The sequence below is a fragment of the Streptomyces spinosus genome (assembly GCF_020400655.1).
Lineage (GTDB): Bacteria > Actinomycetota > Actinomycetes > Streptomycetales > Streptomycetaceae > Streptomyces > Streptomyces argyrophylli.
Genome location: NZ_JAINRC010000003.1, coordinates 402845 through 427163, shown reverse-complemented (window position 1 = coordinate 427163; position 24319 = coordinate 402845). Strand labels below are relative to the sequence as shown.

Genomic DNA, 24319 nt, shown 5'->3' with positions numbered 1-24319 from the left:
CTTGAGTTGATGCCCACGTGGTTCGTCATCATGGTTGCGGTCCTGGCTGGAGTCGGGATCATCCTGGCCTACCGACGGAGACAATGACCGGGAAAGCGGAACCACTTCCTCAGCCCAGCTCCCCTCCGCACGCCACTACGCGCCCGCGTTCAGCGACGGTGCCCCTCCATCCCGGTGCCGGTCGATCCCCACATGCGGCCGCGCGTCGGCGCAGCCCGCGCGATCCTCGAGCCCGGCCCGTCCAGCTTCGGGACGTGCGCGGCGAAAAGCCCCCTACTGGCGGGAAACCCGCAGGCAGGGGGCCTCTTCGTGGACGATTACTTCTTCTTGCCCTGGTTCTTGACCGCCTCGATCGCGGCCGCCGCCGCCTCCGGGTCCAGGTACTTGCCGCCGGGGGTGACCGGCTTGAAGTCGGCGTCCAGCTCGTAGTAGAGGGGGATGCCCGTCGGGATGTTCAGGCCCGCGATGTCCGCGTCCGAGATGCCGTCCAGGTGCTTGACCAGGGCGCGCAGGCTGTTGCCGTGGGCGGCGACCAGGACCGTGCGGCCGGTCAGCAGGTCGGGGACGATCGCGTCGTACCAGTACGGGAGCATCCGGAAGACGACGTCCTTCAGGCACTCCGTGCGCGGGCGCAGCTCCGGCGGGATCGTCGCGTAGCGCGCGTCGTGGGCCTGGGAGAACTCCGAGTCGTCCGACAGCGGCGGGGGCGGGGTGTCGTACGAGCGGCGCCAGAGCATGAACTGCTCCTCGCCGAACTCGGCCAGCGTCGCCGCCTTGTCCTTGCCCTGGAGGGCGCCGTAGTGGCGCTCGTTCAGGCGCCAGGAGCGGTGGACCGGGATCCAGTGGCGGTCCGCGGCCTCCAGCGCCAGCTGGGCCGTGCGGATCGCGCGCTTCTGGAGGGACGTGTGGACCACGTCGGGCAGGAGATCGGCGTCCTTCAGGAGCTCGCCACCGCGGACCGCCTCCTTCTCGCCTTTCTCGTTCAGGTTCACGTCCACCCAGCCGGTGAACAGGTTCTTCGCGTTCCACTCGCTCTCGCCGTGGCGGAGGAGGATCAGCTTGTACGGTGCGTCGGCCATGGCCTTGAGCCTACCTAAGGGGGGTGGGGGCCGCGTCGGGCACGGGGGCCCCGATCCGTCGGCCTCGTCGTAGCGCGGCGGCCGGCCGGCCACGGGCCCCGCGTCGGTGAACGGCCCGCCGAGTCCAGGTCGCTTCCCGTGCAACGATCCGCGACATCCGTGTGTCTCTTCGACGCCGGGAGGTTGAGGGCTCGGGAAGAGGAGTACACGACGTGACCGTGCGTTCCTTTGCGGGCGGATGCGGCGACCGGGGGTCCAGCGGAAGGCCGCCGAGCGGATCCGGCAGCTGCGCACCCTGTGACGGCGCCACAGGGCGGCGGTCGCCGATCCGGCGCTGCGCCCGGTCGTGGTGCGGGGCCAGCGGTCCCACGGCCGGGTCGTGGATCCTCTGCGCCTTCCTGGGGCGGAAGTATCCGGCCCCGAGCCGTTGCGAGCGGGCGGGACGGGCGGCGTCGTACCCGGCTCTGCCCGGTCGTGGCCCGATTGACGTGAACCGCTAATTGACTGGCGTTCCCCAGGCCTCCACTCGTAAGTTGTGATCACCGCTTGAGCCGCTTACCGACGTGGGGGATCCTCGATGTCACCAGCCCGTGTGAGACGCGCTGTCCACGAATCCGTCTCCGGGCTCCCCAGAGAGTTCTGGTGGCTGTGGACCAGCACCCTCGTCAACCGGCTGGGCGCGTTCGTGGCCACGTTCATGGCCCTGTACCTCACGCTCGACCGCGGTTACTCCGCCTCGTACGCCGGTCTCGTCGCCTCCCTGCACGGGCTCGGCGGGGTCGTCTCCTCGCTGGGCGGCGGGGTGATGGCCGACCGGCTCGGCCGGCGGCCCACCCTGCTCATCGCGCAGACCGCCACCGCCGCCTCGGTCGCCCTGCTCGGCTTCATGACCGGCCCGGTCGCCATCGCCGCCGTCGCCTTCCTCGTCGGCATGGCCTCCAACGCCTCCCGGCCGGCCGTGCAGGCGATGATGGCCGACATCGTCCGCCCCGAGGACCGGGTGCGGGCCTTCTCCCTCAACTACTGGGCGATCAACCTGGGCTTCGCCGTCTCCTCCATGGCCGCCGGGTTCATCGCCGAGTTCAGTTATCTCGCCGGGTTCCTGATCGAGGCCGGGATGACCCTGGCCTGCGCGGTCGTCGTCTTCGCCAAGGTGCCCGAGTCGCGCCCGGCGGTCACGGCCAAGCAGGCGGAGGACGGCGTCAGTCTGGGCACGGTGCTGCGGGACGGGCGGTACATGGCCGTCGTCGGGCTGTCCTTCCTCGTCGCCCTGGTCTTCCAGCAGGGCTCGGTCGGACTGCCGGTGGCGATGGGGCGGGCCGGGTTCTCCCCGGCCGACTACGGCCTCGCCATCGCCGTCAACGGCATCCTGATCGTCGCCCTGCAGATCCCCGTCACCCGGTTCATCGAGCACCGTGATCCGCGCACCCTCCTGGTCGCCTCCTCGCTCCTCGCGGGATACGGCTTCGGGCTGACCGCGTTCGCCGGTTCGGTCGGCGTCTTCATGGTCACCGTGTGCGTGTGGACGCTGGCCGAGATCGTCAACGCACCGACCCAGACGGGCCTCGTCGTCCGCCTCTCCCCGGTCCACGGCCGCGGGCGCTACCAGGGCATGTACACGCTCTCGTGGTCGGTCGCCGCCCTGATCGCGCCCCTGATGTCGGGCGTGGTCATCGACCGCCTCGGCGCCGGGTGGCTGTGGGGGACGTGCGCGCTGGTGGGGACGGCGGCCGGGCTCGGCTACGGCGTCCTGATGCGCCGCCTGCCCCCGGAGCGGCCGACCCCGGCCCCGGTACCGGCGGACACCGCGACCGAGGTCCGTACGGCCTAGGGTCGTTCGGATCACGCCGGCGTCGCCCGGTCAGCCAGGCGACCCGGGAGGTCCCGACCGCCCGGCGACACGGAAGGCGCTGGACGCGCTCACGCCTCCAAGGTCACCTGGTGCACCTCGTCCGCCCGGTGGCCGGCGCGCTCGTGGACGCGCTGGACGGCTTCCGCCGAGGGCGCTTCGGAGAGGCAGTAGACGGTGCCGGTCTCCGGGTCCGCCCACGCGTGCCGGAAGTGCACGGACTCGTCCGCCTCGATGGCGAGGTCGGCCCGGTGCGCCTCCATCAGCTGGTCGGCCGTGATGCCCTCCATGCCACGGTGCACGTCGATGAACTTGGCCATGGCCCGCCACCTCCTGCCGCCGGCTGCCGTCCCGCCCGCACCTTCCATGCTGCGCCCGGGGCGCGGGCGGGGCATCCGGTACGCCGGGGGCCGGTGCGAGACGTGCTCACACCGGCCCGGACGCGCCGTTCAGCCGCACTGGCAGGGGTTGCCCGACTGGCACCCGCAGCCGCAGCCGGAGCCGCAGCCGCACGCGCCGAACAGCGGAAGGGTCCTGATCTCGGCGGGCTGCCCGCTCTCGCGCTCCTGCGTCGGGTCGGGCGTGGTGCTGGGGGATTCGGCCATGGGTCCCTCCTAGACCTGGGGCAGGGTGCCCTCGCCCATTTCATGCCCGTCGCGCCGGGCGCATCAACGGCGCACGGAGGCGTTCGCGGTTCCGAACGGCTCCCGGTCCGTAGGGGTCACACCCCCTCGGTGCCCGTCACCGGCTGGATGTCCGGCTGCAACTCGTCCGCGTGCTCACCGGTCACCAGGTAGACCACGCGCTTGGCGACGGCCACGGCGTGGTCGGCGTACCGCTCGTAGTAGCGGCCGAGCAGGGTGACGTCCACGGCCGTCTCGATGCCGTGCTTCCAGCGCTCGTCGATCAGGTGCTGGAAGAGCGTGCGGTGCAGCAGGTCCATGTCGTCGTCGTCCTGTTCCAGCTGGAGGGCCAGGTCGACGTCCTTGGTCACGAGCACCTCGGCGGCCTTGGCCATCAGGCGCTGCGCGAGCTGGCCCATCTCCAGGATGGTGGCGTGCAGGTCGTACGGAACGGCCCGGTTCGGGAAGCGCAGCCGCGCGAGCTTCGCCACGTGCTGGGCGAGGTCGCCCGAGCGCTCCAGGTCGGCGGACATCCGCAGCGACGTGACGACGATCCGCAGGTCCGTCGCCACCGGCTGCTGCCGGGCCAGCAGGGCTATCGCCCGGGCCTCCAGGTCGTGCTGGAGTTCGTCGACCTTCTTGTCGGCCTCGATCACGCTCTCGGCCAGCTTGAGGTCGGAGTCGAGGATGGCGGTCGTGGCGCGCCCGATCGCCGATCCGACCAGCCGGGCCATCTCCACCAGTCCGTCGCCGATCGAGTCCAGTTCCTCGTGGTACGCGTCCCGCATCAGGGTTCCCTCTCATCGGTGTGCTTGGTCCCCACGCTCCCACGTTGTGCCCCGCACCCGTCCGTTTCCGCCATCCCGAATGAACCGGTACTGGCTGCAAGGTGAACTCTGGGCGACGAGTGTCCGAGGTCGCACGGTGACGGCTGTGGTCATGTCGTACGCCGTGCCTAACCTGGTGGCATGGACGTGAACGCGGCGGTCGCCGCAGCGGCAGCGATCGCCGGGGTGCTCACCGGTGTCATCGCCGTGCTGGCGTTCCGCTGGAGCGAACGCGACCAGAAGCGACCGACCAGGACTTCCTTGCACACCGATCCCGTACTCCCGCCCGGCGTGGACACCGTACTGTCCGTGCTCCGCTCCTCCGCCGTCGTCCTCGACGAGGCCGACGCCGTGGTCAAGGCCAGCTCCGCCGCCTACGCCCTCGGGCTGGTCCGCGGCGGCAAGCTCTCCGTGGAGCCCATGCTCCAGATGGCCCGGGACACCAGACGGGACGGGGAGATACGACAGGTCGAGCTGGACCTGCCCCGGCGCGGCACCGGACGGGGCGAGGCCCTCGCCGTCTCCGCGCGCGTGGCCCCGCTCGGCTCCCGCCTGGTCCTGCTGCTGGTCGAGGACCTGACCGAGGCCCGCCGGATCGAGGCGGTGCGCCGCGACTTCGTGGCGAACGTCAGCCATGAGCTGAAGACGCCCGTCGGCGCGCTGTCCCTGCTCTCCGAGGCGGTGATGGACGCCTCCGACGACCCGGAGGCCGTGCAGCGCTTCGCCGGCCGGATGCAGATCGAGGCGACCCGCCTGACCAACCTGGTGCAGGAGCTGATCGACCTCTCCCGGGTGCAGAACGACGACCCGCTGGAGGACGCCGAGCCCGTCCGGGTGGACGAGCTGGTCGCCGAGGCCATGGACCGCTGCCGCCACCAGGCGGGCACGAAGCAGATCACGATGGCCTCGAACGTGTGGATGCCCGAAGGACCCGATCAGGGGGGTGGCGGGCGCAGGGCGGACGGTGCGGCGGACCTGCACGTCTGGGGCAACCGGGGCCAGCTGGCCGCCGCCCTCGGCAACCTGGTCGAGAACGCCGTCAACTACTCCCCGGCCCGCACCCGCGTCGGCATCGCCGCACGCCGGGTCAGCGCGCCCGGCGGCGACATGATCGAGCTGGCGGTCACCGACCAGGGCATCGGCATCTCGGACAAGGACAAGGAGCGCATCTTCGAGCGCTTCTACCGCGTCGACCCGGCCCGCTCCCGGGCCACCGGCGGCACCGGCCTGGGTCTCGCCATCGTCAAGCACGTGGTCGCCTCGCACGGCGGGGAGGTCACGGTCTGGAGCGCCGAAGGCCAGGGCTCCACCTTCACCCTCAGGCTGCCGGAGGCGGGCGCGGCCCGCGACCGCGCACAGCAGCACCCCGACCTCGACGACGAGGCCGGACCCACCGATCCACCCCCGTACGCATCGCTTCCCGCCCCGGAGGTCCTTCCGTGACCCGTGTGCTCGTCGTCGAGGACGAGGAGTCCTTCTCCGACGCCCTGTCGTACATGCTCCGCAAGGAGGGCTTCGAGGTCGCCGTCGCGGCGACCGGCCCTGACGGCCTGGACGAGTTCGAGCGCAACGGCGCCGACCTGGTCCTCCTCGACCTGATGCTGCCGGGCCTGCCCGGCACCGAGGTCTGCCGCCAGCTGCGCGGCCGCTCCAACGTCCCCGTGATCATGGTGACCGCCAAGGACAGCGAGATCGACAAGGTCGTCGGGCTCGAGATAGGAGCCGACGACTACGTCACCAAGCCGTTCTCCTCCCGCGAGCTGGTCGCCCGCATCCGCGCGGTGCTGCGCCGGCGCGGCGAGCCGGAGGAGGTCACCCCGGCCGCGCTGGAGGCGGGCCCGGTCCGCATGGACGTCGACCGGCACGTGGTCACCGTCGGCGGCTCCAAGGTCGACCTCCCGCTCAAGGAGTTCGACCTCCTGGAGATGCTGCTGCGCAACGCGGGCCGCGTACTCACCCGCATGCAGCTCATCGACCGCGTCTGGGGCGCCGACTACGTGGGCGACACCAAGACCCTCGACGTCCACGTCAAGCGCCTGCGCGCCAAGATCGAACCGGACCCGGGCGCGCCGCGGTACCTGGTGACGGTGCGGGGCCTGGGCTACAAGTTCGAGCCGTAGACCGCGGGGCGCTCGCGAGTGAGGCCGGCGCTCGTCCGTATGCCGAAGGGCGGCACCCCCACGGGGTGCCGCCCTTCGGCGTACGGCTGGTCAGTGACCGGCGGCCGACGCCGACGCCGAGTCGTGCGGGGTGGCGGCCGCACCGGAAGCGGTGGCCGACGGGCTCGTCCCGTGGCCGCTCCCCGGCTTGCCGCCGGACGCGCTCGCGCTGCCGGACGGGGCGGCCGTGGCGCCGCCGGCACCGGCCGGGGCGGACGGGACCTGGCTCGGGCCCCACTTGTCGAAGTAGCTGGTGGCCGGGACGACGAAGGCGCGCAGGCTCACCTTGCCGGTCTTGCTGAAGGTGAAGGTGATCTTCTGGGCGTTGCCGTCCTGGACGGCCTCACGGCCGCTGGGCAGCGTCGCGGACGCGTTGTCCTTGCCGCCGAGGATCAGCGAGCCGTGCGCCGGAACGGTCAGGCTCTGGCCCTTGGCGGGCTTCAGCTCGGCGGACGTCCCGCTCCCGTCCAGCGTGATCGACTGGAGGGTCTGGTCGGTCTTCCCGGAGTTGAACACGGTCGCGGAGACCACCGCGGGGCCCGTCGACTGCAGGTCGGGCTGGGTGATGACCAGGGCGTTCTGGACCTTGATGTCGCCCACGCTGGTCGCCGCGTTGTCCGGCTTGATCTCCAGGGTCTGGGCGTTGTTTCCGGCGCCGCAGGCGGCGAGCGAGGCGATCGAGAAGACGATGGCGGAGGCGGCGAGGGCGCCGCGTCGAAGGCTGCTGCTCACGGCGGCGGCAACTCCTTGAACGCGCGGGCGGCTCCCCTTGTAAAGCCGCCCTAAGTGTCTGTCAGCGGCTTCAGGCTACCGAGCCGTTCCCGCGCCGTCGCACCCGACCCTCCCCCTGGCCGCGGGCTTCCCTCCGGCTGGGGGTACTCCGTGGGGCCCGCGCGACCCCGTGGCCGCATTGCGGAGCCGCTGGTCCGTCATTCACATAACGCGACGGCGACCGCCTCTCAGGCCCCCACAACGAGGCTCGCGAAATTTCCGTGAAGGAATGCGCGAGCCTCCCCGATATTGATCACGACGCCCCCCTCCGCCGGCCGTTGATCAATTCTGGATTCGTCTCGTACCCGGCCCCGGCCACCGAACGGAGTAGCGGAAGTCGCACGCTTGCGACCGGACAAATCGGGATGTTCCGCCACTTGGGACGGCCTCTCGGGACCTGTGACGTACGCGTTTCGCCCCGCCCGAAGAGCCCCTCCGACCTGCGAATACCCGGTTCCGGAGGCTCACCGCAGCACGTCCCGGTCGCTGTTGTCAAGCCCTGAGATATGCCCTGACCTGCGAAAACGCCATTCAGAAGACGCCGTATCCGTGTTAGCCTGGATAGCCACGGAAGGGGTACCTGTCACATGACGTTCAAGGTTGGCGACACCGTGGTCTATCCCCATCACGGGGCCGCGCTGATCGAGGCCATCGAAACTCGCCAGATCAAAGGCGTGGACAAGACCTACTTGGTGCTGAAGGTCGCCCAGGGTGACCTCACGGTGCGTGTGCCAGCGGACAATGCGGAGTTCGTGGGCGTGCGTGATGTGGTCGGTCAGGACGGGCTGGACCGAGTCTTCGAGGTGCTGCGCGCGCCGTACGCCGAGGAGCCCACGAACTGGTCCCGTCGCTACAAGGCAAACCTGGAGAAGCTCGCCTCCGGCGATGTCATCAAGGTCGCGGAAGTCGTGCGTGACCTGTGGCGCCGCGAGCGCGAGCGCGGACTGTCCGCCGGTGAGAAGCGCATGCTCGCCAAGGCCCGCCAGATTCTGGTGAGCGAGCTGGCTCTCGCGGAGAACACGAACGAGGACAAGGCCGAGGCCCTGCTCGACGAGGTGCTCGCCTCCTGACGCGCAACGGCAGCGAACCTTCGCTTCCGGCACGCTCAGCGCACTGAAATGCCGCGGTGCCCGATGACACTGATCCTGTCGCCGGGCGCTGCGGCATCTTGCGTCCCCGCGGCGGGCGCTCCTCGGGAAGCCGGTGGCGGGGAAGCCCGCGGACATCCCCCCGACACGCGGTCCCCCGATAATCGATCACCGGTCGACACGCGATCCCCCGGCACCCGATGTGCCGGTACTCGATGTGCCGGCCGGGGCGGATGGCTCGACCAGGGTCACGGAAAGGGTCCGGTCAAGGCGTCGCGCCCGGCACTCCTCCAGGCCATACCCACCTAGGTCGAGCACACAAACCTGACAGGAACCGATGTCTGACGAATCGCGCCCCACCCCCGCGCAGACCCCCGTCGCCGCCGTGATTCCCGCCGCCGGCCGGGGCGTACGGCTCGGCCCGGGCGCCCCCAAGGCGCTCCGCGCGCTGAACGGAACACCCATGCTCATTCACGCGGTCCGCGCCCTCGCCGCCTCCCGTCACGTCTCGCTGGTGATCGTCGTGGCCCCGCCGGACGGCGCCGCCGAGGTCAAGTCCCTGCTCGACGCGCACGCGCTGCCGGAGCGGACGGACTTCCAGGTCGTCCCCGGCGGCCAGTCCCGCCAGGAGTCGGTCCGTATCGGCCTGGACGCCCTGCCGCCGCACTACCGGATCGTCCTCGTCCACGACGCGGCCCGGCCGCTGGTCCCGGTCGACACCGTCGACGCGGTGATCGAGGCCGTACGCGACGGCGCCCCCGCCGTGGTGCCCGCGCTGCCGCTGGCCGACACGGTCAAGGAGGTCGCGCCCGCGGCCGTGGCCGGCGACCCGGAGCCGGTCGTCGCCACCCCCGAGCGGGCCCGGCTGCGGGCCGTCCAGACCCCGCAGGGCTTCGACCGGGCGACCCTGGTCCGCGCCCACGAGAGCGTCACCGAGAACGTCACCGACGACGCGAGCATGGTGGAGCAGCTGGGGCTGCCGGTCGTGGCCGTCCCCGGCCACGAGGAGGCCTTCAAGGTCACCCGCCCCCTCGACCTGATCCTCGCCGAGGCGGTCCTGGCCCGCAGGAGGCTGACCGATGGCTTCTGAGGCCGGCTTCGTGCTTCCCCAGGTCGGCATCGGCACCGACATCCACGCCTTCGAGGAGGGCCGCGAGCTGTGGTGCGCGGGCCTGAAGTGGGAGGGCGAGGGGCCCGGCCTGGCCGGCCACTCCGACGCCGACGTCGTCGCCCACGCGGCCTGCAACGCCCTCTTCTCCGCCGCCGGACTCGGTGACCTGGGACAGCACTTCGGCACCGGCCGCCCCGAGTGGTCCGGCGCGTCCGGGGTCACCCTGCTCGCCGAGGCCGCCCGGATCGTGCGCGCGGCGGGCTTCGCCATCGGCAACGTCGCCGTCCAGGTGATCGGCCCCCGCCCGAAGATCGGCAAGCGGCGCGACGAGGCGCAGAAGATCCTCTCCGAGGCGGCCGGCGCGCCCGTGTCGGTCTCCGGCGCCACGACGGACGGGCTCGGCTTCCCGGGGCGCGGGGAGGGACTGATGGCGGTGGCCACGGCACTCGTGGTGCGGGTGAGCTGACGGCGTGGCAGGGTACCCACACGACCACCAGTGATCGTGAACTCCGGAGGGTGCTCATGTCCGCCGTACTGTCCGACCGCCTGAAGTCCGTGCTCGACGGCAAGGTGTTCGTCGTCCTCGGCACCGTCCAGCCCGACGGGAGCCCGCAGATGTCCCCGGTGTGGGTGAAGCGCGACGGCGACGACCTCCTGGTCTCCACGACGGTCGACCGCCGCAAGTACCACAACCTGGAGCGCGAGCCCCGGGTGACGGTCGTCGTCGTCAACCCCGACGAGCCGTACGAGTACGCCGAGATCCGCGGCACCGCCGAGACCACGACCGAGGGCGGCCAGGAACTCATCGACGAGCTCAGCCGCAAGTACACCGGCAAGGACTACGCGGACTTCAACCCGGCCTCGGGCCAGGACGCCGAACGGGTGGTCGTACGGATCCGGCCGCGGAAGATCGTCGGGCGGTTGTGACGGCGGTGGTGGCCGGGGACGGCAGCGAGGGCCGCGTCGCCCGCGCGAGGTCGTGAGGCGGTTGGGACGGTGGTCGGGGTGGCCGGTGAGGACTGCGCGGCCCGCGGGCGGAGCCCGTTGTCGGGTGGGGTAACCCGGCCTCGGGCCAGGACGCCGAACGGGTGGTCGTACGGATCCGGCCGCGGAAGATCGTCGGGCGGTTGTGAGGTGAGGAGCGCGCCGGCCGCGTGACGCGCGGGCGCGGCGGGACCCGGTCGCGCGGTGTGGCGGCTTCCTGGTGGTAAGGCGCATGGCACTGCCCGGGGCCCACTACTCTGGAGTGGTGACTATTCGCCTGTACGACACCAGCGCCCGGCAGATCCGTGACTTCACCCCGCTCAAGCCGGGCTGTGTCTCGATCTACCTCTGTGGCGCCACCGTGCAGGCGGCACCCCACATCGGCCACATCCGCTCGGGCCTCAACTTCGACATCATGCGCCGCTGGTTCGCGTACCGCGGCTACGAGGTGACGTTCATCCGCAACGTCACCGACATCGACGACAAGATCATCGCCAAGAGCCACGAGCAGAACCGGCCCTGGTGGTCGATCGGGTACGAGAACGAGCGCGCGTTCAACGAGGGCTACGCCGCCCTCGGCTGCCTCCCGCCGACCTACGAACCCCGCGCCACCGGCCACATCACCGAGATGATCGAGATGATGCAGGGCCTCATCGAGCGCGGGCACGCCTACGAGGCCGACGGCAACGTCTACTTCGACGTACGGTCCTTCCCGCACTACCTGGAGCTGTCCCGGCAGGAGCTGGACAACCTGCTCCAGCCGTCCGGCGAGGGCGAGACCGGCAAGCGGGACCCGCGCGACTTCGCCATGTGGAAGTCCGCCAAGCCGGGCGAGCCGACCTGGCCGACCCCCTGGGGACCGGGCCGCCCCGGCTGGCACCTGGAGTGCTCGGCGATGGCCCACAAGTACCTGGGCAGCGCCTTCGACATCCACGGCGGCGGCCTCGACCTGATCTTCCCGCACCACGAGAACGAGATCGCCCAGGCCAAGGCCTACGGCGACGAGTTCGCCCGGTACTGGGTGCACAACGCCTGGGTGACCATGGCCGGCGACAAGATGTCCAAGTCACTCGGCAACAGCGTGCTGGTCGGCGAGATGGTCAAGCAGTGGCGGCCCGTCGTGCTGCGCTACTACCTGGGCACCCCGCACTACCGCTCGATGATCGAGTACAGCGAGGAGTCCCTGCGCGAGGCCGAGTCGGCGTTCGCGCGGATCGAGGGCTTCGTGCAGCGGGTCACCGAGCTGGCCGGCAAGCCGGTCGAGCCCGCCGCCGAGGTCCCGCCCGCCTTCGCCGAGGCGATGGACGACGACCTGGGCGTCCCGCAGGCCCTCGCCGTCGTGCACACCACCGTCCGGCAGGGCAACAGCGCGCTGGCCGCCGACGACAAGGAGGGCGCCGTCGCCCGGCTCGCCGAGGTGCGGGCCATGCTCGGCGTCCTCGGCCTCGACCCGCTCGACCCGCACTGGGCCGGTGAGGCCGGTGACCGGGGCGAGGACCTGAACGGCGTGGTCGACAGCCTCGTACGCCTCGTCCTGGACCAGCGCGAGTCCGCCCGCGCCCGCAAGGACTGGGCCACCGCCGACGCCATCCGCGACCAGCTGGGCCAGGCCGGGCTGACCATCGAGGACAGCCCGCAGGGCCCGCGCTGGAGCCTCGGCCCGCGCTAGCGCCCCGCTTGATCGATTGTGCCGCCCGGCCCTCCGGGCGGCACACTGCATAAGACGTACGTACGAAAGCTCACGAAGACAGGTAGGTCATGGCCGCGAACAACCGTCGCATGTCCGGCAAGAAGGGCGCGCAGGTCGGCAGTGGCGGCCAGCGGCGCCGGGGCCTGGAAGGCAAGGGCCCGACCCCGCCCGCCGAGATGCGCAAGGGGCACGCCAAGCAGCGCGCCGCCGCGGCCAAGGCCCGCCGCGCGCAGGGCCGCCCGCAGCAGCGCCGGGGCGGTGGCAGGTCCACCTCCGAACTGGTGGTGGGCCGCAACCCGGTCGTCGAGGCGCTCCGCGAGGGCGTCCCCGCCTCCACCCTCTACGTCCAGCAGTTCATCGACAACGACGAGCGCGTCCGCGAGGCACTCCAGCTCGCCGCCGAGCGCGGTGGCATCAACCTGATGGAGGCCCCGCGTCCCGAGCTGGACCGCATGACGAACGGCCTCAACCACCAGGGCCTGGTCCTCCAGGTCCCGCCGTACGAGTACGCGCACCCGGAGGACCTGCTCGACGCCGCGGCCGAGGAGGGCGAGGACCCGCTGGTCGTGGCCCTGGACGGGGTCACCGACCCGCGCAACCTCGGCGCCGTCGTCCGGTCCGTCTCCGCCTTCGGCGGCCACGGCGTCCTCGTGCCCGAGCGCCGCTCGGCCGGCATGACCGCCGGTGCCTGGAAGACCTCCGCCGGTACGGCCGCCCGTACGCCGGTCGCCCGCGCCACCAACCTCACCCGGACCCTGGAGGCCTACAAGAAGGCGGGCCTCACGGTGGTCGGGCTGGCGGCGGACGGCGAGGTCGAACTCGGCGACCTGGAGGCCCTCCAGGGTCCGGTCGCCATCGTCGTCGGCAGCGAGGGCAAGGGCCTGTCCCGCCTGGTCGGCGAGACCTGCGACTTCCGTGTCCGCATCCCGATGCCGGGCGGTGCCGAGTCGCTCAACGCGGGCGTGGCCGCCGGCATCGTGCTGTACGAGGCCGCACGCAGGCGCAGCTGAACAACCGTCCGGACGGGCCTGAACACCCGTCCGGAAGTTCACCCTTGCGGGGTAATTCGGGCGTCCATGTGGCCCTAGGGGCCGCTTTGACGGGGTCCGGACACATCCGGGCGGTCAAAGCAGTGTCCTAACGCCACGTCACTCGGTTAGATGAGTGTGGACACCAGAACACCCCGCACACCCACGGGCGACCGTTCGTCGGGATTCGACGACGCTCCCGCGCTGAGCATGGTGAAGGTGCCGAGCGATCCGGCGCAGGTCATCGTCAATCACGCCAGCTTCCGCGTGCAGCTGGGCGCTGCGGCCAAGCGCACCCAATCCCCGCGGATCGCCCGGCATCTGAGCGCCGGCCAGGACACCGCCCGGATGCCCGTCGCGGGCACGGCGGGCCGGGCCGGCGCCACCGGCCGCCGCCGCCCCGTCGTGTGGAGCGGCAAGTCCGCCCCCGACGACACCGGCGCCCACCGGCTCCTCCAGGCCGTGCGGGGCAGCAGCGTCCGCCACGCCGACGAGCCCGAGGCCGGCGCCACCCAGGTCATCCCGCGCGTCCAGACGGGTTACGCCGACGCCTACGACGAACGCGACCTGACCGTCGAGACCCCGGTCGTCGGCCACCAGCGCACCGCCCCGGGCGCCGGCGGCGGCACCCGCCTCCTGCCGCACATGCGCACGGCCACCGGCGCCTACGACGACCCGGCCTACCCCGCCTACCCCGACGGCGACGAGCCGTACGACACCTACCCGGCCGACACCGACGAGACCGGCCCCGGCGCGGACGCCCCCCGCCGCGGCAGGCGCCAGGGCGACGACCCGGCCCGGCACGCCTACTACCCCGGCCGCCGGCTCAACCTGGGCGTCGTCCTGCTCCCGCTGCGCGTCTTCCTCGGCTTCATCTCCATCTACGCCGGCATGGGCAAGCTGTGCGACCCCGTCTACTTCGACGGCGGCAAGCGCGGCTCCATGGTGACCTGGCTCAACACGCTGCACCCCTGGGACGTAGCCGAGCCGCTGCGCCAGTTCGCCCTGCACCACCCGGTCGGCTCCGGCCTGGTCATCGCGTTCCTCCAGGTCGTCGTCGGCGTCCTGACCATCCTGGGCTGCTGGCAGCGCGTCGCGGCGGTCATCGGCGCGCTGCTCTCCGCCGCCCTGATCGTCACCGTCAGCTGGAAGACCGTCCCGGTCTACGACGCCCCCGACATCATCTACCTCGCCGCCTGGTCCCCGCTGATCATCGCCGGCGCCCCCGTCTACTCCGTGGACGGCCGTCTCGCGGGCGGTGCCTGGCGCCGTCTCGGCCCCCGCGCCGACATCTGGGAGCTGCGCCGTTACGTCCTGCGCCGTGGCGCGCTGATCACGGCCGTCACGGTCGGCCTGACCCTGTTCATCGGGTCCCTGCTGGGCGGCGCGGTCCGTGACTCCAGCCGCGTGGTCGTCCCCGGACCCGGCGAGGCGCCCCGCAACCAGCTCCCCGGCTCCCCGCTCCCGCAGGAGCCCGGCACGCGGCACGAGAAGACCCCGTCGGCGTCCAGCTCCCCGACGGGCGGCGCCACGGCCGGCGCGAATCCCTCGGGGGCGGCGACGACCCCGGGCACCAGCCGGGCCACCTCCGGCGGCACCACCACAGCGCCGACCCGGACCCAGGGCACCACGGGTCAGGTCCCGCCCCGCCGGACGTCCCCGACGACGGGCGGCGCCCCCAGCACGACGGCCGGCCCGACGAGCACGGGCGGCGGCGGCACGGGCGGCGGCGGGTCGACGTCGGGCGGCGGCAGCACGTCCACGGGCGGCGGCGGCAGCTCCACCGGCCAGCCGGGCCTGGTGGGCGGCCTGCTGGGCTGACGCGACAGGAACAGGACAGGGGCCCCGTACCGGGAAAGGTACGGGGCCCTCTTCGCTCTCGGCGGGCGCGGCCCCGGCGGTTCCCCGGCCGGAGACCCGCGCACCGGTCAGCGGCCGAGCGCCGCCAGTTCCCTGGCCGCCTCCGTCAGATCCTTCGCCGTGTCGATGGCCCGCCAGTACGCCCCCTGCGGAATGGGGAAGCCGGCCAGCTTCTTCTCCCGGGCCAGCCGGGGGAACGTGGTGCGCTCGTGGTCACCCCGCTCGGGCAGCAGGGAGGCGAACTCCGGCGAGAACACGTAGACACCCGCGTTGATCTCGAACGTCGACGGCGGTGCCTCGATGAAGTCGGTGATGTGCCCGAACCCGTCGGTCTTCACCGCCCCCCACGGGATACGCGGCCGGGCGAGCGCCAGCGTGGCGACGGCGTCCCGCTCGGTGTGGAAGTCGGCCATGTCCCGCAGGGAGAACCGCGTCCAGATGTCACCGTTCGTGGCGTACCAGGGCCGTTCGGGATGGGGCAGACGGGCCGCCGCGTAGCGCAGGCCGCCGCCGCGGCCGAGGGGCTCGCTCTCCACGACGGTGGTGACGGAGACGGGAAGGTCTGCCGAGTCCAGCCACTTCTGCAGGACGTCGGCGAGGTGGCCGCAGGAGACCACGACGTCCGTCACACCTTCCTCGGCCAGCCAGGTCAGCTGGTGGCCGATGATCGGAGTGCCCGTGCCGGGGATCTCGACCATCGGCTTGGGCCGGTCGTCGGTGTACGGACGCAGCCGGGAGCCCTGGCCACCGGCCAGGACCACGGCTTGAGTGGGGCGCGACGCGGCGTTCGGATGGGTCATGACCGCACTGTACGTGGCGCCCCACCGCTGTCCACGGGCGGCGGCGCGCTCCTTGAGGAGCCGTTACCCGGTTCGTACCGGGAAGCCGCTGCCGCCGGGGCTCAGCTGTGCGCGGCCAGCACGCCCGAGGCGAAGGCCGTGTCGCACACCGGGCGGGCGTACGACTGGGCGCGGGAGGCGCCGTAGAGGTGCACCGCGGCCCTGCCGAGGGCGCGGGCGATGGAGGAGCAGTGCCGGGCCAGCGAGGGGCGACCGTTGACGGCCTGCTGGAGGTGGGTGAGGACCACCCCCGGGTTCTTGTGCTGCAGCTCGGTCATCAGCTGGTCGCGGAGCACGTCCTGCGGGGCGCGGGTGGCCTTCCTGGCGGAGACCTCGACCGACGAGACGTCGGAGGCGGCCAGCACCGAGCTGGAGGGGCTCCCCGTCCAGTTGACCCGGGTGACCGCGAGGGTCCCGGAGAGCACCAGGACGACGGGCAGGACGAGGGCGAGAGTGCGGCCGATACGGCGGGCAGGGCCGCCCCGGTGGCCGCGTCGTGTCTGTGGGGTGGTGGAGTGCTTCACGCGTGTGAGGGTAGCGCCCCGTGATGATTTGGAGACATTGAGTCACCCTTATGGGGGATGAGAAGGCGCTGATTTCCGGGTAACGGGTTGACGAAGCGCCCCCTCGCAAGATCGACGCGAAGGGCCCCGCACGCCGAGCGTGCGGGGCCCTTCGCGATGCCGTCGGCCGTCAGTCGGACAGCCGCTCGCCGGTGGACGTGGAGAACACGTGGGTCTCGCCCGGCCGCGGCACGACGTGCAGCGTGGAGCCCTTCTCCGGCACGGAGCGGCTGCTGACGCGGACCACGAGGTCCTTCGTCTCGCCGCCGACCTCGACGGTGCCGTAGACGTAGCCGTCGGCGCCGGTCTCCTCGACGACGTTCACGGAGACGGCGAGGCCGGCCGGGGCGTCGGAGGCGTCCTTGGACAGGGAGGCGGCGACGGAGCCGTTGTGCTCGACCACGTCGAAGTGCTCGGGACGCACACCGACGGTGACCGTGCGGTCGCCCTTGTCGGCGGCGGCCTTCAGGGCCTCCCGGTTGACTGGGACGACGCTGTTGCCGAACTTCACGCCGCCGTCGGTGATCGGCACCTCGATCAGGTTCATGGCGGGGGAGCCGATGAAGCCGGCGACGAAGAGGTTCGCGGGCTTGTCGTACATGTTCCGCGGCGAGTCGACCTGCTGGAGGATGCCGTCCTTGAGCACGGCCACCCGGTCGCCCATCGTCATGGCCTCGACCTGGTCGTGGGTGACGTAGACCGTGGTGATGCCGAGGCGGCGCTGGAGGGACGCGATCTGCGTACGGGTGGAGACGCGGAGCTTGGCGTCCAGGTTGGACAGCGGCTCGTCCATGAGGAAGACCTGCGGCTCGCGGACGATCGCGCGGCCCATGGCGACACGCTGGCGCTGACCGCCGGAGAGCGCCTTCGGCTTGCGGTCCAGGTACTCGGTGAGGTCGAGGATCTTCGCGGCCTCCTCGACTTTCTGCCGGATCTCCGCCTTGTTCACGCCGGCGATCTTGAGCGCGAAGCCCATGTTGTCGGCGACCGTCATGTGCGGGTAGAGGGCGTAGTTCTGGAACACCATGGCGATGTCCCGGTCCTTGGGCGGCAGGTGCGTGACGTCGCGGTCACCGATGCGGATGGCACCGCCGTTGACGTCCTCCAGGCCCGCGAGCATCCGCAGGGAGGTGGACTTCCCGCAACCGGACGGGCCGACCAGGACGAGGAACTCGCCGTCCTCGATCGCGATGTCGAGTGCGTCGACGGCGGGCTTGGTGGAACCCGGGTAGATCCGGGTCGCCTTGTCGAACGTGACTGTGGCCATGGTGATGGGCCCCCTTCTACCGGCAGGAACGTGCCGGACGATCCGTTGTAGGAAGGTGGTTGGTGTAGTCCACGCGAGTGAACTGGATCAGGACGGTACCTGGCGTTCACTCGATCTGTCAGTAGTCCGGCCGGTGTGAACTTCGCGGAAATTCTCGTGCGGGTCAGAGCGCCGCACTTGTGACCTTGCCCGAGGGCTTCCTGCTTCATCGTCCACCGCCGCCCACACGCAGCTCTTCCGAGCTGCGCCCGACCGGTCTTACGCGGGCTCCGCAGGCACGATGGCCGACGGCCCGTCGGTCCCCTACCGCATCGGCCGCTACGTGGCCGTCAGCACCCGCACTCCCTCGTCCCGGAGGTTCACGGCCGCATTCACGTCCCGGTCATGCAGCACACCGCACCCGGCGCACGTCCACTGCCTGACCGACACGTCCAACTTCGGCCCCGTGGCGACAGGCCGAGCAACGCCGGGTCGACGGGAAGAACCGGTCCACGACCACCATTTCCCGCCCGTACCACTCGCACTTGTACCGCAGCTGCCGCACCAGCTCGCCCCAGCCGGCATCCAAGATCGCCTGATTGAGCCTCGCCTTCCGGCTCCGCCGCTTGCCGTACGCCGAGCGCGTCAGGGTCGCGACCGACAGATCCTCCACCACGAGCACTTGGTTCTCGCGCACGAGGCGGGTGGTCAACTGGTCCAGCATGTCCCTGCGCACGTCCCTGATCAGCGCGTACAGACGCCCGAGCCGCCGCCTGACCTTCTCCCGGTTCCGCGACCCCTTCGCCTTCCGGTGCAGCTCCCGCTGCAACCGCGCCAGCTTCTCCGCGTACCGTTTGGACAACCGCGGATGATCGAACTTCGAACCGTCGTCCAGGGTCACCAGAGACGCCAGCCCCACATCCAATCCGACCGCTCTCGGTTGCCGCGTGCCCGGCACGAACACGGCAGGCAGCGGTGCTATCCGCTCCTCGACCAGCGTCGACACGAAAAACCGGCCCGCCCGGTCCCGTGTCACCGACAACCGCACCGGAACCACCCCCGCGGGCAAAGCCCTCGACCAACGGATGTCCAGTGGCTTCGACTGCTTGGCCAGCGTGATCAATCCCGTCCCAGGCCGGGCGGGATCCTCGGCCCACTTGAAGCCCGTACGCACATACGTCGCCGAATCCCGCGACCGACCCTTCTTCTTCGGCTTCGGACGCCTCGCCCGCCCCTTGAAGAACCGGCCGAACGCGTGATCCAGATGGCGAAGAGACTGCTGGAGCACGGTCGACGAGACGTCCTTCAGCCACGCCGTGTCCTCGTCCCGCTTCCAACCGGTCAGAGCCCGACACGTCTGCGCGAACCCCACGTTCACCCGATGCCGCTCCCAGGCCTCGGAGCGCAGCGCCAGCCCCTCGTTGTAGACCCACCGGCACGCACCGAACGTCCGCTCCAGCTGCTCGGCCTGCTCTTTGGTCGGATAGAAGCGGAACCGGTAGAGGCGGTGGTGGGCCTCGGGGTCCTTGACGTGGGGCTGCAGTGGGGTCGCCTCGCGGGTGCGATGCTTGCGGCGCTCGCCGATGCCGAGCACCTCGCGCCTGATGCGGTCCGCCTCCTGCGCCACCGCCCCCGGACGCGCTTTCCCCGCAAGCTCTCCCATGGATCCCTCCCCGACGATCCGGTCTTCGGAACAGCACGTCAGATCGATCAACGAACGGAGACACGGAGGGTTACGCGCGATTCGGCGGCGTGTGGGGTGCGGAACTTCGTGGCCTGGGGAGACAGGCTCTGTGTACAGTGGACCCGCCTCCGCGCCTGGCATTGCAGTGGCGCGGTGCCTCCTTAGCTCAGCCCGGTCAGAGCAGCTCACTTGTAATGAGCAGGTCGTCGGTTCGAATCCGACAGGGGGCTCGTGCGGTCCAGGTGGGACATCGTCCCACCTGGGCTTTCTCATGTGAGGCGGCGGGCGATCTCCAGTCGCCGGGCCTCGACCGGGCGGCCGTCCTCCACGTCCCACAGGATGTTCTGGAGCAGGCGGCCGAGGGTCCACGCGCGGGCCCGGGCGCGGTCCAGACCGAGGACGTCGGTCATCGCGTCGAAGCGCCAGCGCACCTCGGCCGCGTCGAAGCGGTTGTCCAGGGCGGGCCACAGTTCGAAGCCGGGGTCGCCGGCCAGCGGCTTGGGGTCGATGGCGAGCCAGTCGGCGCGGTCGGCGGCGAGGACGTTCTCGTCGTGCAGGTCCCAGTGGAGCAGCCGGTCGCCGGGCTCGTGGACGACCTCGCGCACGGCGGCGGCGCAGTCGGCGACGATCCGGCGGACCTCGGGGTCCGGGATGCGCGGCAGCGCGCGCGGGGCCCGTTCCAGCATGGCCTCGGCGATGTCGCCCAGGCGGCGCAGGCCGGGCGGGGCGGGGAAGGACGTGAGGTGGGCCAGCAGCCGGGCGATGACCAGGACGGCCTCGCGGGTGTCGCCGAGGCCCGCGAGCATCCGGGACTCGTCCAGGCGCTCCAGGAGCATGGTGCCGGTGGCCGGGTCGTGGTCGAGGAGCCGTACCGCCCCGTCACCGTCCCACACGCGCAGCGCGACCGGTTCGCCCACGCTCTCCTCGTCCGTCAGCTGGAGCTTGAGGACCGCGCGGAGGCCGTCGGCGCGGACGACCGGCAGGACCAGGGCGCTGACGCCGTTCATCGACGGTCCGTCGAGCGTGAGCCGCCAACGGTGCAGGAACGTGGCCGCGAGGTCCGGCAGCGCGGCGACGAAGGCCCGTCCCGCCGCGCCGTTGTACGTCTCCTGTGCCTTGGCCAGCTCGCCGGGGATGTCAATCACGAAGCGGACGATACTGGCGTGCGTGAATCGGCTCATGCGAATTCTCCGGGGCGCGAGCGGGGTGTGGGCGTGTGTCCGCGCCGCTCCCGGTACGTACGTGTGGCTGGGCGTGCTGGTCGCGACGACCGTCGCGCTGCACCACATGTCGCCGGAGTTCGAGGAGCACTTCCTGCGGCGGCGGTCGACCAACATCCATGAGCTGTCCCGCAATCCGGTGCGGGTGCTGGTGGCCAGCGCGATGTGGATCGAGAGCGGGCACTGGGTGCCGTACGCCCTGCTGTACACGGTGTTCCACGCGCCGGCCGAGCGCTGGCTGGGCACGGCCCGCTGGCTGGCGGTGTGCGCGCTGGCGCACGTGCTGGCCTCGCTGATCAGCGAGGGGGCGCTGCTGGAGGCGATCCGCCGGGGCATGGCCCCGCACTCGGCGGTGAACACCCTGGACATCGGGGTGAGTTACGCGCTGGCCGGGGTGATGGCGGTGCTCACCTACCGGATCGCGGCGCCCTGGCGGTACGTGTACCTGCCGGTGGTGCTGGCCGTGTTCGGGCTGCCGCTGGCCGCCGGGCCGACCTTCACCGACCTCGGTCACGTCGTCGCCGTACTGATCGGTCTGGCCTGCTATCCGCTGGTCAGGGGCCGCGGAAAAGCATGGAATCCGAAGGAGACACCGGGCGTGCCCAGGGGTTAACGTCCCGGCCATGAGCAGCTCGGCGAGCAGTGTCGTGAACGGTGGCATCTCCTTCTGGTACGCGGACGACGGCCTTCCGGCGGTGCGGGAGCCGCTGCCCGGGGACGCGTCCGCCGACGTCGTGATCGTGGGCGGCGGCTACACGGGTCTGTGGACCGCGTACTACCTGAAGAAGGCCGCGCCCTTCCTGCGCATCACCGTCCTGGAGCAGAAGTTCTGCGGCTACGGCGCCTCCGGCCGCAACGGCGGCTGGCTGTACAACGGGATCGCGGGCCGCGACCGGTACGCGAGGCTGCACGGCCACGAGGCCGCCGTACGGCTCCAGCGGGCGATGAACGACACCGTGGCCGAGGTGATCGCGGTCGCCGAGGCGGAGGGCATCGACGCCGACGTGCACCGGGGCGGCGTCCTGGAGGTGGCCACCACCCCGGCGCAGCTGGCCCGGCTGAAGGCGTTCCACCAGCACGAGCTGTCGTACGGGGAGAAGGACCGGGAGCTGTACGGCGCCCGGGAGACCGCCGAGCGGATCCGGGTCGCGGACGCGGTCGGCTCCACCTGGACCCCGCACGGGGCCCGGCTGCACCCGGTGAAGCTGGTCAAGGGGCTCGCGGCGGCCGTGGAGGCGCTCGGCGTGACCATCCACGAGTCGACGCCGGTGACACAGATCCGCCCCAAGCACGCGGTCACCCCCTACGGCACCGTCCGCGCGCCCTACGTGCTGCGCTGCACCGAGGGCTTCACCGCCTCCCTGAAGGGGCAGCGGCGGACCTGGCTGCCGATGAACTCCTCGATGATCGCGACCGAGCCGCTGACCGAGGAACAGTGGGCGGCGATCGGCTGGTCGGGCCGGGAGACCCTCGGCGACATGGCGCACGCGTACATGTACGCCCAGCGCACGGCGGACGGCCGGATCGCGCTCGGCGGGCGCGGGGTGCCGTACCGCTTCGGTTCGCGCACCGACAACGACGGCCGAACGCAGGCGGCGACGGTCGAGGCCCTGCGGGAGATCCTGACCCGCTTCTTCCCGTCCCTGGCCGGGGTGCGGATCGCGCACGCGTGGTCGGGGGTGCTCGGCGTGCCGCGCGACTGGTGCGCCACGGTGACGCTCGACCGGTCCACCGGCCTCGGCTGGGCGGGCGGCTACGTCGGCTCCGGCGTCGCCACCACCAACCTGGCCGCCCGCACCCTGCGCGACCTGGTGCAGCGGGACTCCGGACAGGGCGGGCGGACCGAGCTGACGGACCTGCCCTGGGTGAACCACAAGGTCCGCAAGTGGGAGCCCGAACCCTTCCGCTGGCTGGGCGTCCAGGGCATGTACGCCACCTACCGCACCGCCGACCGGCGTGAACGCCTCCGTCCGGGCACGGAGTCCTCGCGCCTGGCGAAGGCGGCGGACCGGGTGGCGGGACGGCACTGAGACCCGGTGCGCGGGCCGGTTACCCTCACGGCATGATTCGTACCGCGACCCCCGACGACGTCCCCGTCATCCACGCCATGGTCCGTGAGCTGGCCGAGTACGAGAAGGCGCCCGAGGAGGCCCGGGCGAGCGAGGCGCAGTTGCGGGAGGCGTTGTTCGGGGAGCGGCCGGCCGCGTTCGCGCACATGGCGGTGGACGAGGCGGGCGGGGCGCCGGTCGGGTTCGCGCTGTGGTTCCTCAACTTCTCCACCTGGCGCGGGGTGCACGGCATCTACCTGGAGGACCTGTACGTCCGCCCGGAGGCGCGCGGCGGCGGTCACGGGCGGGCGCTGCTGGCCGAGCTGGCGCGGATCTGCGTCGAGCGCGGGTACGAGCGGCTGGAGTGGTCGGTGCTGAACTGGAACCGGCCGGCGATCGGCTTCTACGAGGCGCTGGGCGCCCGGCCCCAGGACGAGTGGACGGTGTACCGGCTCACGGACGGGGCGCTGACCGCACTGGGCTCGGCCGGCTGACACCGGTTCCGGCGGCGGTCGCGGTCTCGGCCGCCGGGGCGGAGGCGGTGGTCCGGTGGCTCCGGGGCGTCCGTGGCCGGCAGCGTCGTTCCCCGCGCCCCGCCGTCACGCCCCCCGCCTCGTGTCGTCCCGGTCGGCGGACGTCAGGGTTCCAGTACGACCTTTCCGATGGTTCCCCGTCCCTCCAGGGCCCGGTGGGCGGTGGCGGCCTGCGCGAGGGGGAAGCGGGTGACGGCCGGGCGCAGCCGGCCCCGGGCGGCCTCGGCGAGCGCGCGCAGTTCCAGCGCGCGCAGGCCGCCGGCGCGTTCCAGCATCGCCGGGCCGAGCACCGACTCCGAAACGCCCTCGACGTGGTGTCCCCGGCCCTGTCCGATGCCCTCCGCCGACCAACCGAACACCAGGTGCCGGCCGCCGGGGCCGAGCAGGGCGACGGCGTCCCGGGCGACCCGGCCGCCCACGCCGTCGTAGACGAGGGTGGCCGGCCGGCCGCCGAGGTGGGCGCGGACCTTGGCGGGCCAGCCGGGGTCGGTGTAGTCGACGGCGAGGCCGGCGCCGTTCGCGCGGACCCGGGCGGTCTTCTCCGGGCCGCCCGCGAGGCCGACCACGGTCGCCCCGGCGTTCCCGGCGTGCTGCACGAGCAGCGTGCCGATGCCGCCGGCCGCGGCCGGTACGACCACCACGTCGTCCGGTCCCGGCTCGGCGAACTGCGCGATGCCCAGCGCCGTACGGCCCGTGCCGATCATGGCGACGGCGGCGGCGAAGTCCAGGCCGGCCGGGATGTCGTGCACACGCTCGACCTCGGTGACGGCCAGTTCGGCGTAGCCGCCGGGCGCGAAGCCCAGGTGGGCCACCACCCGCCGGCCGAGCCACAGGCCGTCGACACCGTCGCCGAGCGCGTCCACGACCCCGGCGACCTCCCGGCCGGGCACGGTCGGCAGGCGGGGCGGTTCGGGCAGCGGGCCCTGGTGGCCCTCCCGCAGGGCCGCGTCGAGCAGGTGCACACCGGCCGCGGCGACCGCGATCCGCACCTGTCCGGGGCCAGGGACGGGGTCCGGGAGCTCCTCGTAGGTCAGGTTCTCGGCCGGGCCGAAGGCGTACAGGCGGACGGCGTGCATGGGGCCCCCAGGGAGACGAGGTCTGGTGTGATCCCCACCCT

23 protein-coding genes, 1 tRNA gene and 1 pseudogene are annotated in these 24319 nt (G+C 71.9%); 14 read left to right on the top strand and 11 right to left on the bottom strand.

From position 1 onward, the window contains the following. Positions 1 to 317: 317 nt before the first annotated feature. Positions 318 to 1079, bottom strand: coding sequence for a phosphoglyceromutase (locus tag LG395_RS08850; protein ID WP_225808998.1), 762 nt, complete (start codon positions 1077 to 1079; stop codon positions 318 to 320). A gap of 577 nt (positions 1080 to 1656) precedes the next feature. Between LG395_RS08850 and LG395_RS08845 the strand changes: the two genes are divergently transcribed. Continuing rightward, positions 1657 to 2910, top strand: a complete 1254-nt coding sequence (locus LG395_RS08845) for an MDR family MFS transporter (protein WP_225808997.1) — start codon at positions 1657 to 1659, stop codon at positions 2908 to 2910. A gap of 89 nt (positions 2911 to 2999) precedes the next feature. Here LG395_RS08845 and LG395_RS08840 read toward each other — a convergent pair whose 3' ends face one another. From LG395_RS08840 to phoU, 3 genes are all read right to left on the bottom strand, one after another. Continuing rightward, the gene (locus tag LG395_RS08840; RefSeq protein ID WP_171155100.1) at positions 3000 to 3248 is read right to left on the bottom strand and encodes an SCO4226 family nickel-binding protein; all 249 of its coding nucleotides are present in this window, start codon (positions 3246 to 3248) and stop codon (positions 3000 to 3002) included. 129 nt (positions 3249 to 3377) lie between these two features. Further along, positions 3378 to 3533, bottom strand: a complete 156-nt coding sequence (locus LG395_RS08835; protein WP_165951611.1) for a hypothetical protein — start codon at positions 3531 to 3533, stop codon at positions 3378 to 3380. A gap of 116 nt (positions 3534 to 3649) precedes the next feature. Continuing rightward, positions 3650 to 4339 carry a phosphate signaling complex protein PhoU gene (gene phoU / locus LG395_RS08830; RefSeq protein ID WP_171155102.1) on the bottom strand — a complete coding sequence of 230 codons (690 nt, stop codon included), beginning with the start codon at positions 4337 to 4339 and terminating at the stop codon, positions 3650 to 3652. Between the two features lie 180 nt (positions 4340 to 4519). Here phoU and phoR point away from each other — a divergent pair, with 180 nt between their 5' ends. Both phoR and phoP read left to right on the top strand, forming a co-directional pair. Further along, the gene (gene phoR / locus LG395_RS08825) at positions 4520 to 5821 is read left to right on the top strand and encodes a two-component system sensor histidine kinase PhoR (protein WP_171155104.1); all 1302 of its coding nucleotides are present in this window, start codon (positions 4520 to 4522) and stop codon (positions 5819 to 5821) included. Further along, the gene (gene phoP, locus LG395_RS08820) at positions 5818 to 6498 is read left to right on the top strand and encodes a two-component system response regulator PhoP (RefSeq protein WP_014673455.1); all 681 of its coding nucleotides are present in this window, start codon (positions 5818 to 5820) and stop codon (positions 6496 to 6498) included. The genes phoR and phoP overlap by 4 nt, the downstream gene beginning before the upstream one ends. 90 nt (positions 6499 to 6588) lie before the next feature. Here the strand turns inward: phoP and LG395_RS08815 are convergent, their stop codons facing one another. Beyond that, positions 6589 to 7269, bottom strand: a complete 681-nt coding sequence (locus LG395_RS08815) for a copper chaperone PCu(A)C domain-containing protein (protein ID WP_225808996.1) — start codon at positions 7267 to 7269, stop codon at positions 6589 to 6591. 626 nt (positions 7270 to 7895) lie between these two features. Between LG395_RS08815 and LG395_RS08810 the strand changes: the two genes are divergently transcribed. The 7 genes from LG395_RS08810 (at position 7896) to LG395_RS08780 (ending at position 15030) form a co-directional block, all read left to right on the top strand. After that, positions 7896 to 8378 (top strand): CarD family transcriptional regulator, encoded by a 483-nt coding sequence (locus tag LG395_RS08810; RefSeq protein WP_003953493.1) that lies wholly within the window; start codon positions 7896 to 7898, stop codon positions 8376 to 8378. Between the two features lie 355 nt (positions 8379 to 8733). Further along, positions 8734 to 9486, top strand: a complete 753-nt coding sequence (ispD, locus tag LG395_RS08805; protein ID WP_171155107.1) for a 2-C-methyl-D-erythritol 4-phosphate cytidylyltransferase — start codon at positions 8734 to 8736, stop codon at positions 9484 to 9486. After that, positions 9476 to 9973: a 2-C-methyl-D-erythritol 2,4-cyclodiphosphate synthase gene (gene ispF, locus LG395_RS08800; RefSeq protein ID WP_225808995.1), complete on the top strand. Its 498-nt coding sequence runs from the start codon at positions 9476 to 9478 to the stop codon at positions 9971 to 9973. Before ispD ends, ispF begins: the two co-directional genes overlap by 11 nt. Positions 9974 to 10029: 56 nt before the next feature. Next, positions 10030 to 10434: a PPOX class F420-dependent oxidoreductase gene (locus LG395_RS08795; RefSeq protein ID WP_171155111.1), complete on the top strand. Its 405-nt coding sequence runs from the start codon at positions 10030 to 10032 to the stop codon at positions 10432 to 10434. Between the two features lie 322 nt (positions 10435 to 10756). Further along, a complete protein-coding gene (gene cysS, locus LG395_RS08790) occupies positions 10757 to 12160 on the top strand; it encodes a cysteine--tRNA ligase (protein WP_171155112.1) in 1404 nt (467 codons plus the stop codon). An 89-nt stretch (positions 12161 to 12249) separates the two neighbouring features. Next, positions 12250 to 13191 (top strand): 23S rRNA (guanosine(2251)-2'-O)-methyltransferase RlmB, encoded by a 942-nt coding sequence (gene rlmB, locus LG395_RS08785; protein ID WP_171155114.1) that lies wholly within the window; start codon positions 12250 to 12252, stop codon positions 13189 to 13191. 150 nt (positions 13192 to 13341) lie between these two features. Continuing rightward, the gene (locus tag LG395_RS08780) at positions 13342 to 15030 is read left to right on the top strand and encodes a DoxX family membrane protein (protein ID WP_225808994.1); all 1689 of its coding nucleotides are present in this window, start codon (positions 13342 to 13344) and stop codon (positions 15028 to 15030) included. Between the two features lie 107 nt (positions 15031 to 15137). Here LG395_RS08780 and LG395_RS08775 read toward each other — a convergent pair whose 3' ends face one another. The 4 genes and pseudogenes from LG395_RS08775 to LG395_RS08760 all read right to left on the bottom strand — a co-directional run bounded on the left by LG395_RS08775 (position 15138) and on the right by LG395_RS08760 (position 19380). Beyond that, complete coding sequence (locus LG395_RS08775; RefSeq protein WP_171155120.1) at positions 15138 to 15869, bottom strand: nucleotidyltransferase family protein; 732 nt, start codon at positions 15867 to 15869, stop codon at positions 15138 to 15140. A gap of 101 nt (positions 15870 to 15970) precedes the next feature. Then, positions 15971 to 16432, bottom strand: coding sequence for a hypothetical protein (locus tag LG395_RS08770; protein ID WP_171155122.1), 462 nt, complete (start codon positions 16430 to 16432; stop codon positions 15971 to 15973). A 169-nt stretch (positions 16433 to 16601) separates the two neighbouring features. Next, positions 16602 to 17738, bottom strand: coding sequence for an ABC transporter ATP-binding protein (locus tag LG395_RS08765; RefSeq protein WP_225808993.1), 1137 nt, complete (start codon positions 17736 to 17738; stop codon positions 16602 to 16604). 318 nt (positions 17739 to 18056) lie between these two features. Then, positions 18057 to 19380 (bottom strand): annotated as a pseudogene (locus LG395_RS08760) (RNA-guided endonuclease InsQ/TnpB family protein). 176 nt (positions 19381 to 19556) lie between these two features. Between LG395_RS08760 and LG395_RS08755 the strand changes: the two are divergent. After that, positions 19557 to 19631 (top strand) — tRNA-Thr (locus tag LG395_RS08755). A gap of 39 nt (positions 19632 to 19670) precedes the next feature. Here LG395_RS08755 and LG395_RS08750 read toward each other — a convergent pair. Beyond that, positions 19671 to 20582, bottom strand: a complete 912-nt coding sequence (locus tag LG395_RS08750; protein WP_225808992.1) for an aminoglycoside phosphotransferase family protein — start codon at positions 20580 to 20582, stop codon at positions 19671 to 19673. Here LG395_RS08750 and LG395_RS08745 point away from each other — a divergent pair. Genes LG395_RS08745 through LG395_RS08735 form a run of 3 tightly spaced genes read left to right on the top strand, consistent with a single transcriptional unit; the run spans position 20581 to position 23163 of the window. Further along, complete coding sequence (locus LG395_RS08745; RefSeq protein ID WP_225808991.1) at positions 20581 to 21234, top strand: rhomboid-like protein; 654 nt, start codon at positions 20581 to 20583, stop codon at positions 21232 to 21234. The two genes, LG395_RS08750 and LG395_RS08745, sit on opposite strands and share 2 nt — an antisense overlap. Before the next feature lie 10 nt (positions 21235 to 21244). Next, entirely contained in the window at positions 21245 to 22651 is a 1407-nt protein-coding gene (locus LG395_RS08740; RefSeq protein WP_171155129.1) for an NAD(P)/FAD-dependent oxidoreductase, read from the top strand. A gap of 32 nt (positions 22652 to 22683) precedes the next feature. Then, a complete protein-coding gene (locus LG395_RS08735) occupies positions 22684 to 23163 on the top strand; it encodes a GNAT family N-acetyltransferase (protein WP_171155131.1) in 480 nt (159 codons plus the stop codon). A 143-nt stretch (positions 23164 to 23306) separates the two neighbouring features. On the opposite strand, the gene LG395_RS08730 is transcribed toward LG395_RS08735, so the two are convergent. Continuing rightward, positions 23307 to 24278, bottom strand: coding sequence for a zinc-binding dehydrogenase (locus LG395_RS08730; protein ID WP_225808990.1), 972 nt, complete (start codon positions 24276 to 24278; stop codon positions 23307 to 23309). Positions 24279 to 24319: the final 41 nt, after the last annotated feature.

Excerpts from the sequence above, each read along its gene's own strand:
- LG395_RS08850 (WP_225808998.1), bottom strand. The coding sequence starts at position 1,079 with ATGGCCGACGCACCGTACAAGCTGATCCTCCTCCGCCACGGCGAGAGC.
- LG395_RS08845 (WP_225808997.1), top strand. The coding sequence starts at position 1,657 with ATGTCACCAGCCCGTGTGAGACGCGCTGTCCACGAATCCGTCTCCGGG.
- LG395_RS08840 (WP_171155100.1), bottom strand. The coding sequence starts at position 3,248 with ATGGCCAAGTTCATCGACGTGCACCGTGGCATGGAGGGCATCACGGCC.
- LG395_RS08835 (WP_165951611.1), bottom strand. The coding sequence starts at position 3,533 with ATGGCCGAATCCCCCAGCACCACGCCCGACCCGACGCAGGAGCGCGAG.
- phoU (WP_171155102.1), bottom strand. The coding sequence starts at position 4,339 with ATGCGGGACGCGTACCACGAGGAACTGGACTCGATCGGCGACGGACTG.
- phoR (WP_171155104.1), top strand. The coding sequence starts at position 4,520 with ATGGACGTGAACGCGGCGGTCGCCGCAGCGGCAGCGATCGCCGGGGTG.
- LG395_RS08810 (WP_003953493.1), top strand. The coding sequence starts at position 7,896 with ATGACGTTCAAGGTTGGCGACACCGTGGTCTATCCCCATCACGGGGCC.
- ispD (WP_171155107.1), top strand. The coding sequence starts at position 8,734 with ATGTCTGACGAATCGCGCCCCACCCCCGCGCAGACCCCCGTCGCCGCC.
- ispF (WP_225808995.1), top strand. The coding sequence starts at position 9,476 with ATGGCTTCTGAGGCCGGCTTCGTGCTTCCCCAGGTCGGCATCGGCACC.
- LG395_RS08795 (WP_171155111.1), top strand. The coding sequence starts at position 10,030 with ATGTCCGCCGTACTGTCCGACCGCCTGAAGTCCGTGCTCGACGGCAAG.
- rlmB (WP_171155114.1), top strand. The coding sequence starts at position 12,250 with ATGGCCGCGAACAACCGTCGCATGTCCGGCAAGAAGGGCGCGCAGGTC.
- LG395_RS08780 (WP_225808994.1), top strand. The coding sequence starts at position 13,342 with ATGAGTGTGGACACCAGAACACCCCGCACACCCACGGGCGACCGTTCG.
- LG395_RS08775 (WP_171155120.1), bottom strand. The coding sequence starts at position 15,869 with ATGACCCATCCGAACGCCGCGTCGCGCCCCACTCAAGCCGTGGTCCTG.
- LG395_RS08765 (WP_225808993.1), bottom strand. The coding sequence starts at position 17,738 with ATGGCCACAGTCACGTTCGACAAGGCGACCCGGATCTACCCGGGTTCC.
- LG395_RS08745 (WP_225808991.1), top strand. The coding sequence starts at position 20,581 with ATGCGAATTCTCCGGGGCGCGAGCGGGGTGTGGGCGTGTGTCCGCGCC.
- LG395_RS08750 (WP_225808992.1), bottom strand. The coding sequence starts at position 20,582 with ATGAGCCGATTCACGCACGCCAGTATCGTCCGCTTCGTGATTGACATC.
- LG395_RS08740 (WP_171155129.1), top strand. The coding sequence starts at position 21,245 with ATGAGCAGCTCGGCGAGCAGTGTCGTGAACGGTGGCATCTCCTTCTGG.
- LG395_RS08735 (WP_171155131.1), top strand. The coding sequence starts at position 22,684 with ATGATTCGTACCGCGACCCCCGACGACGTCCCCGTCATCCACGCCATG.
- LG395_RS08730 (WP_225808990.1), bottom strand. The coding sequence starts at position 24,278 with ATGCACGCCGTCCGCCTGTACGCCTTCGGCCCGGCCGAGAACCTGACC.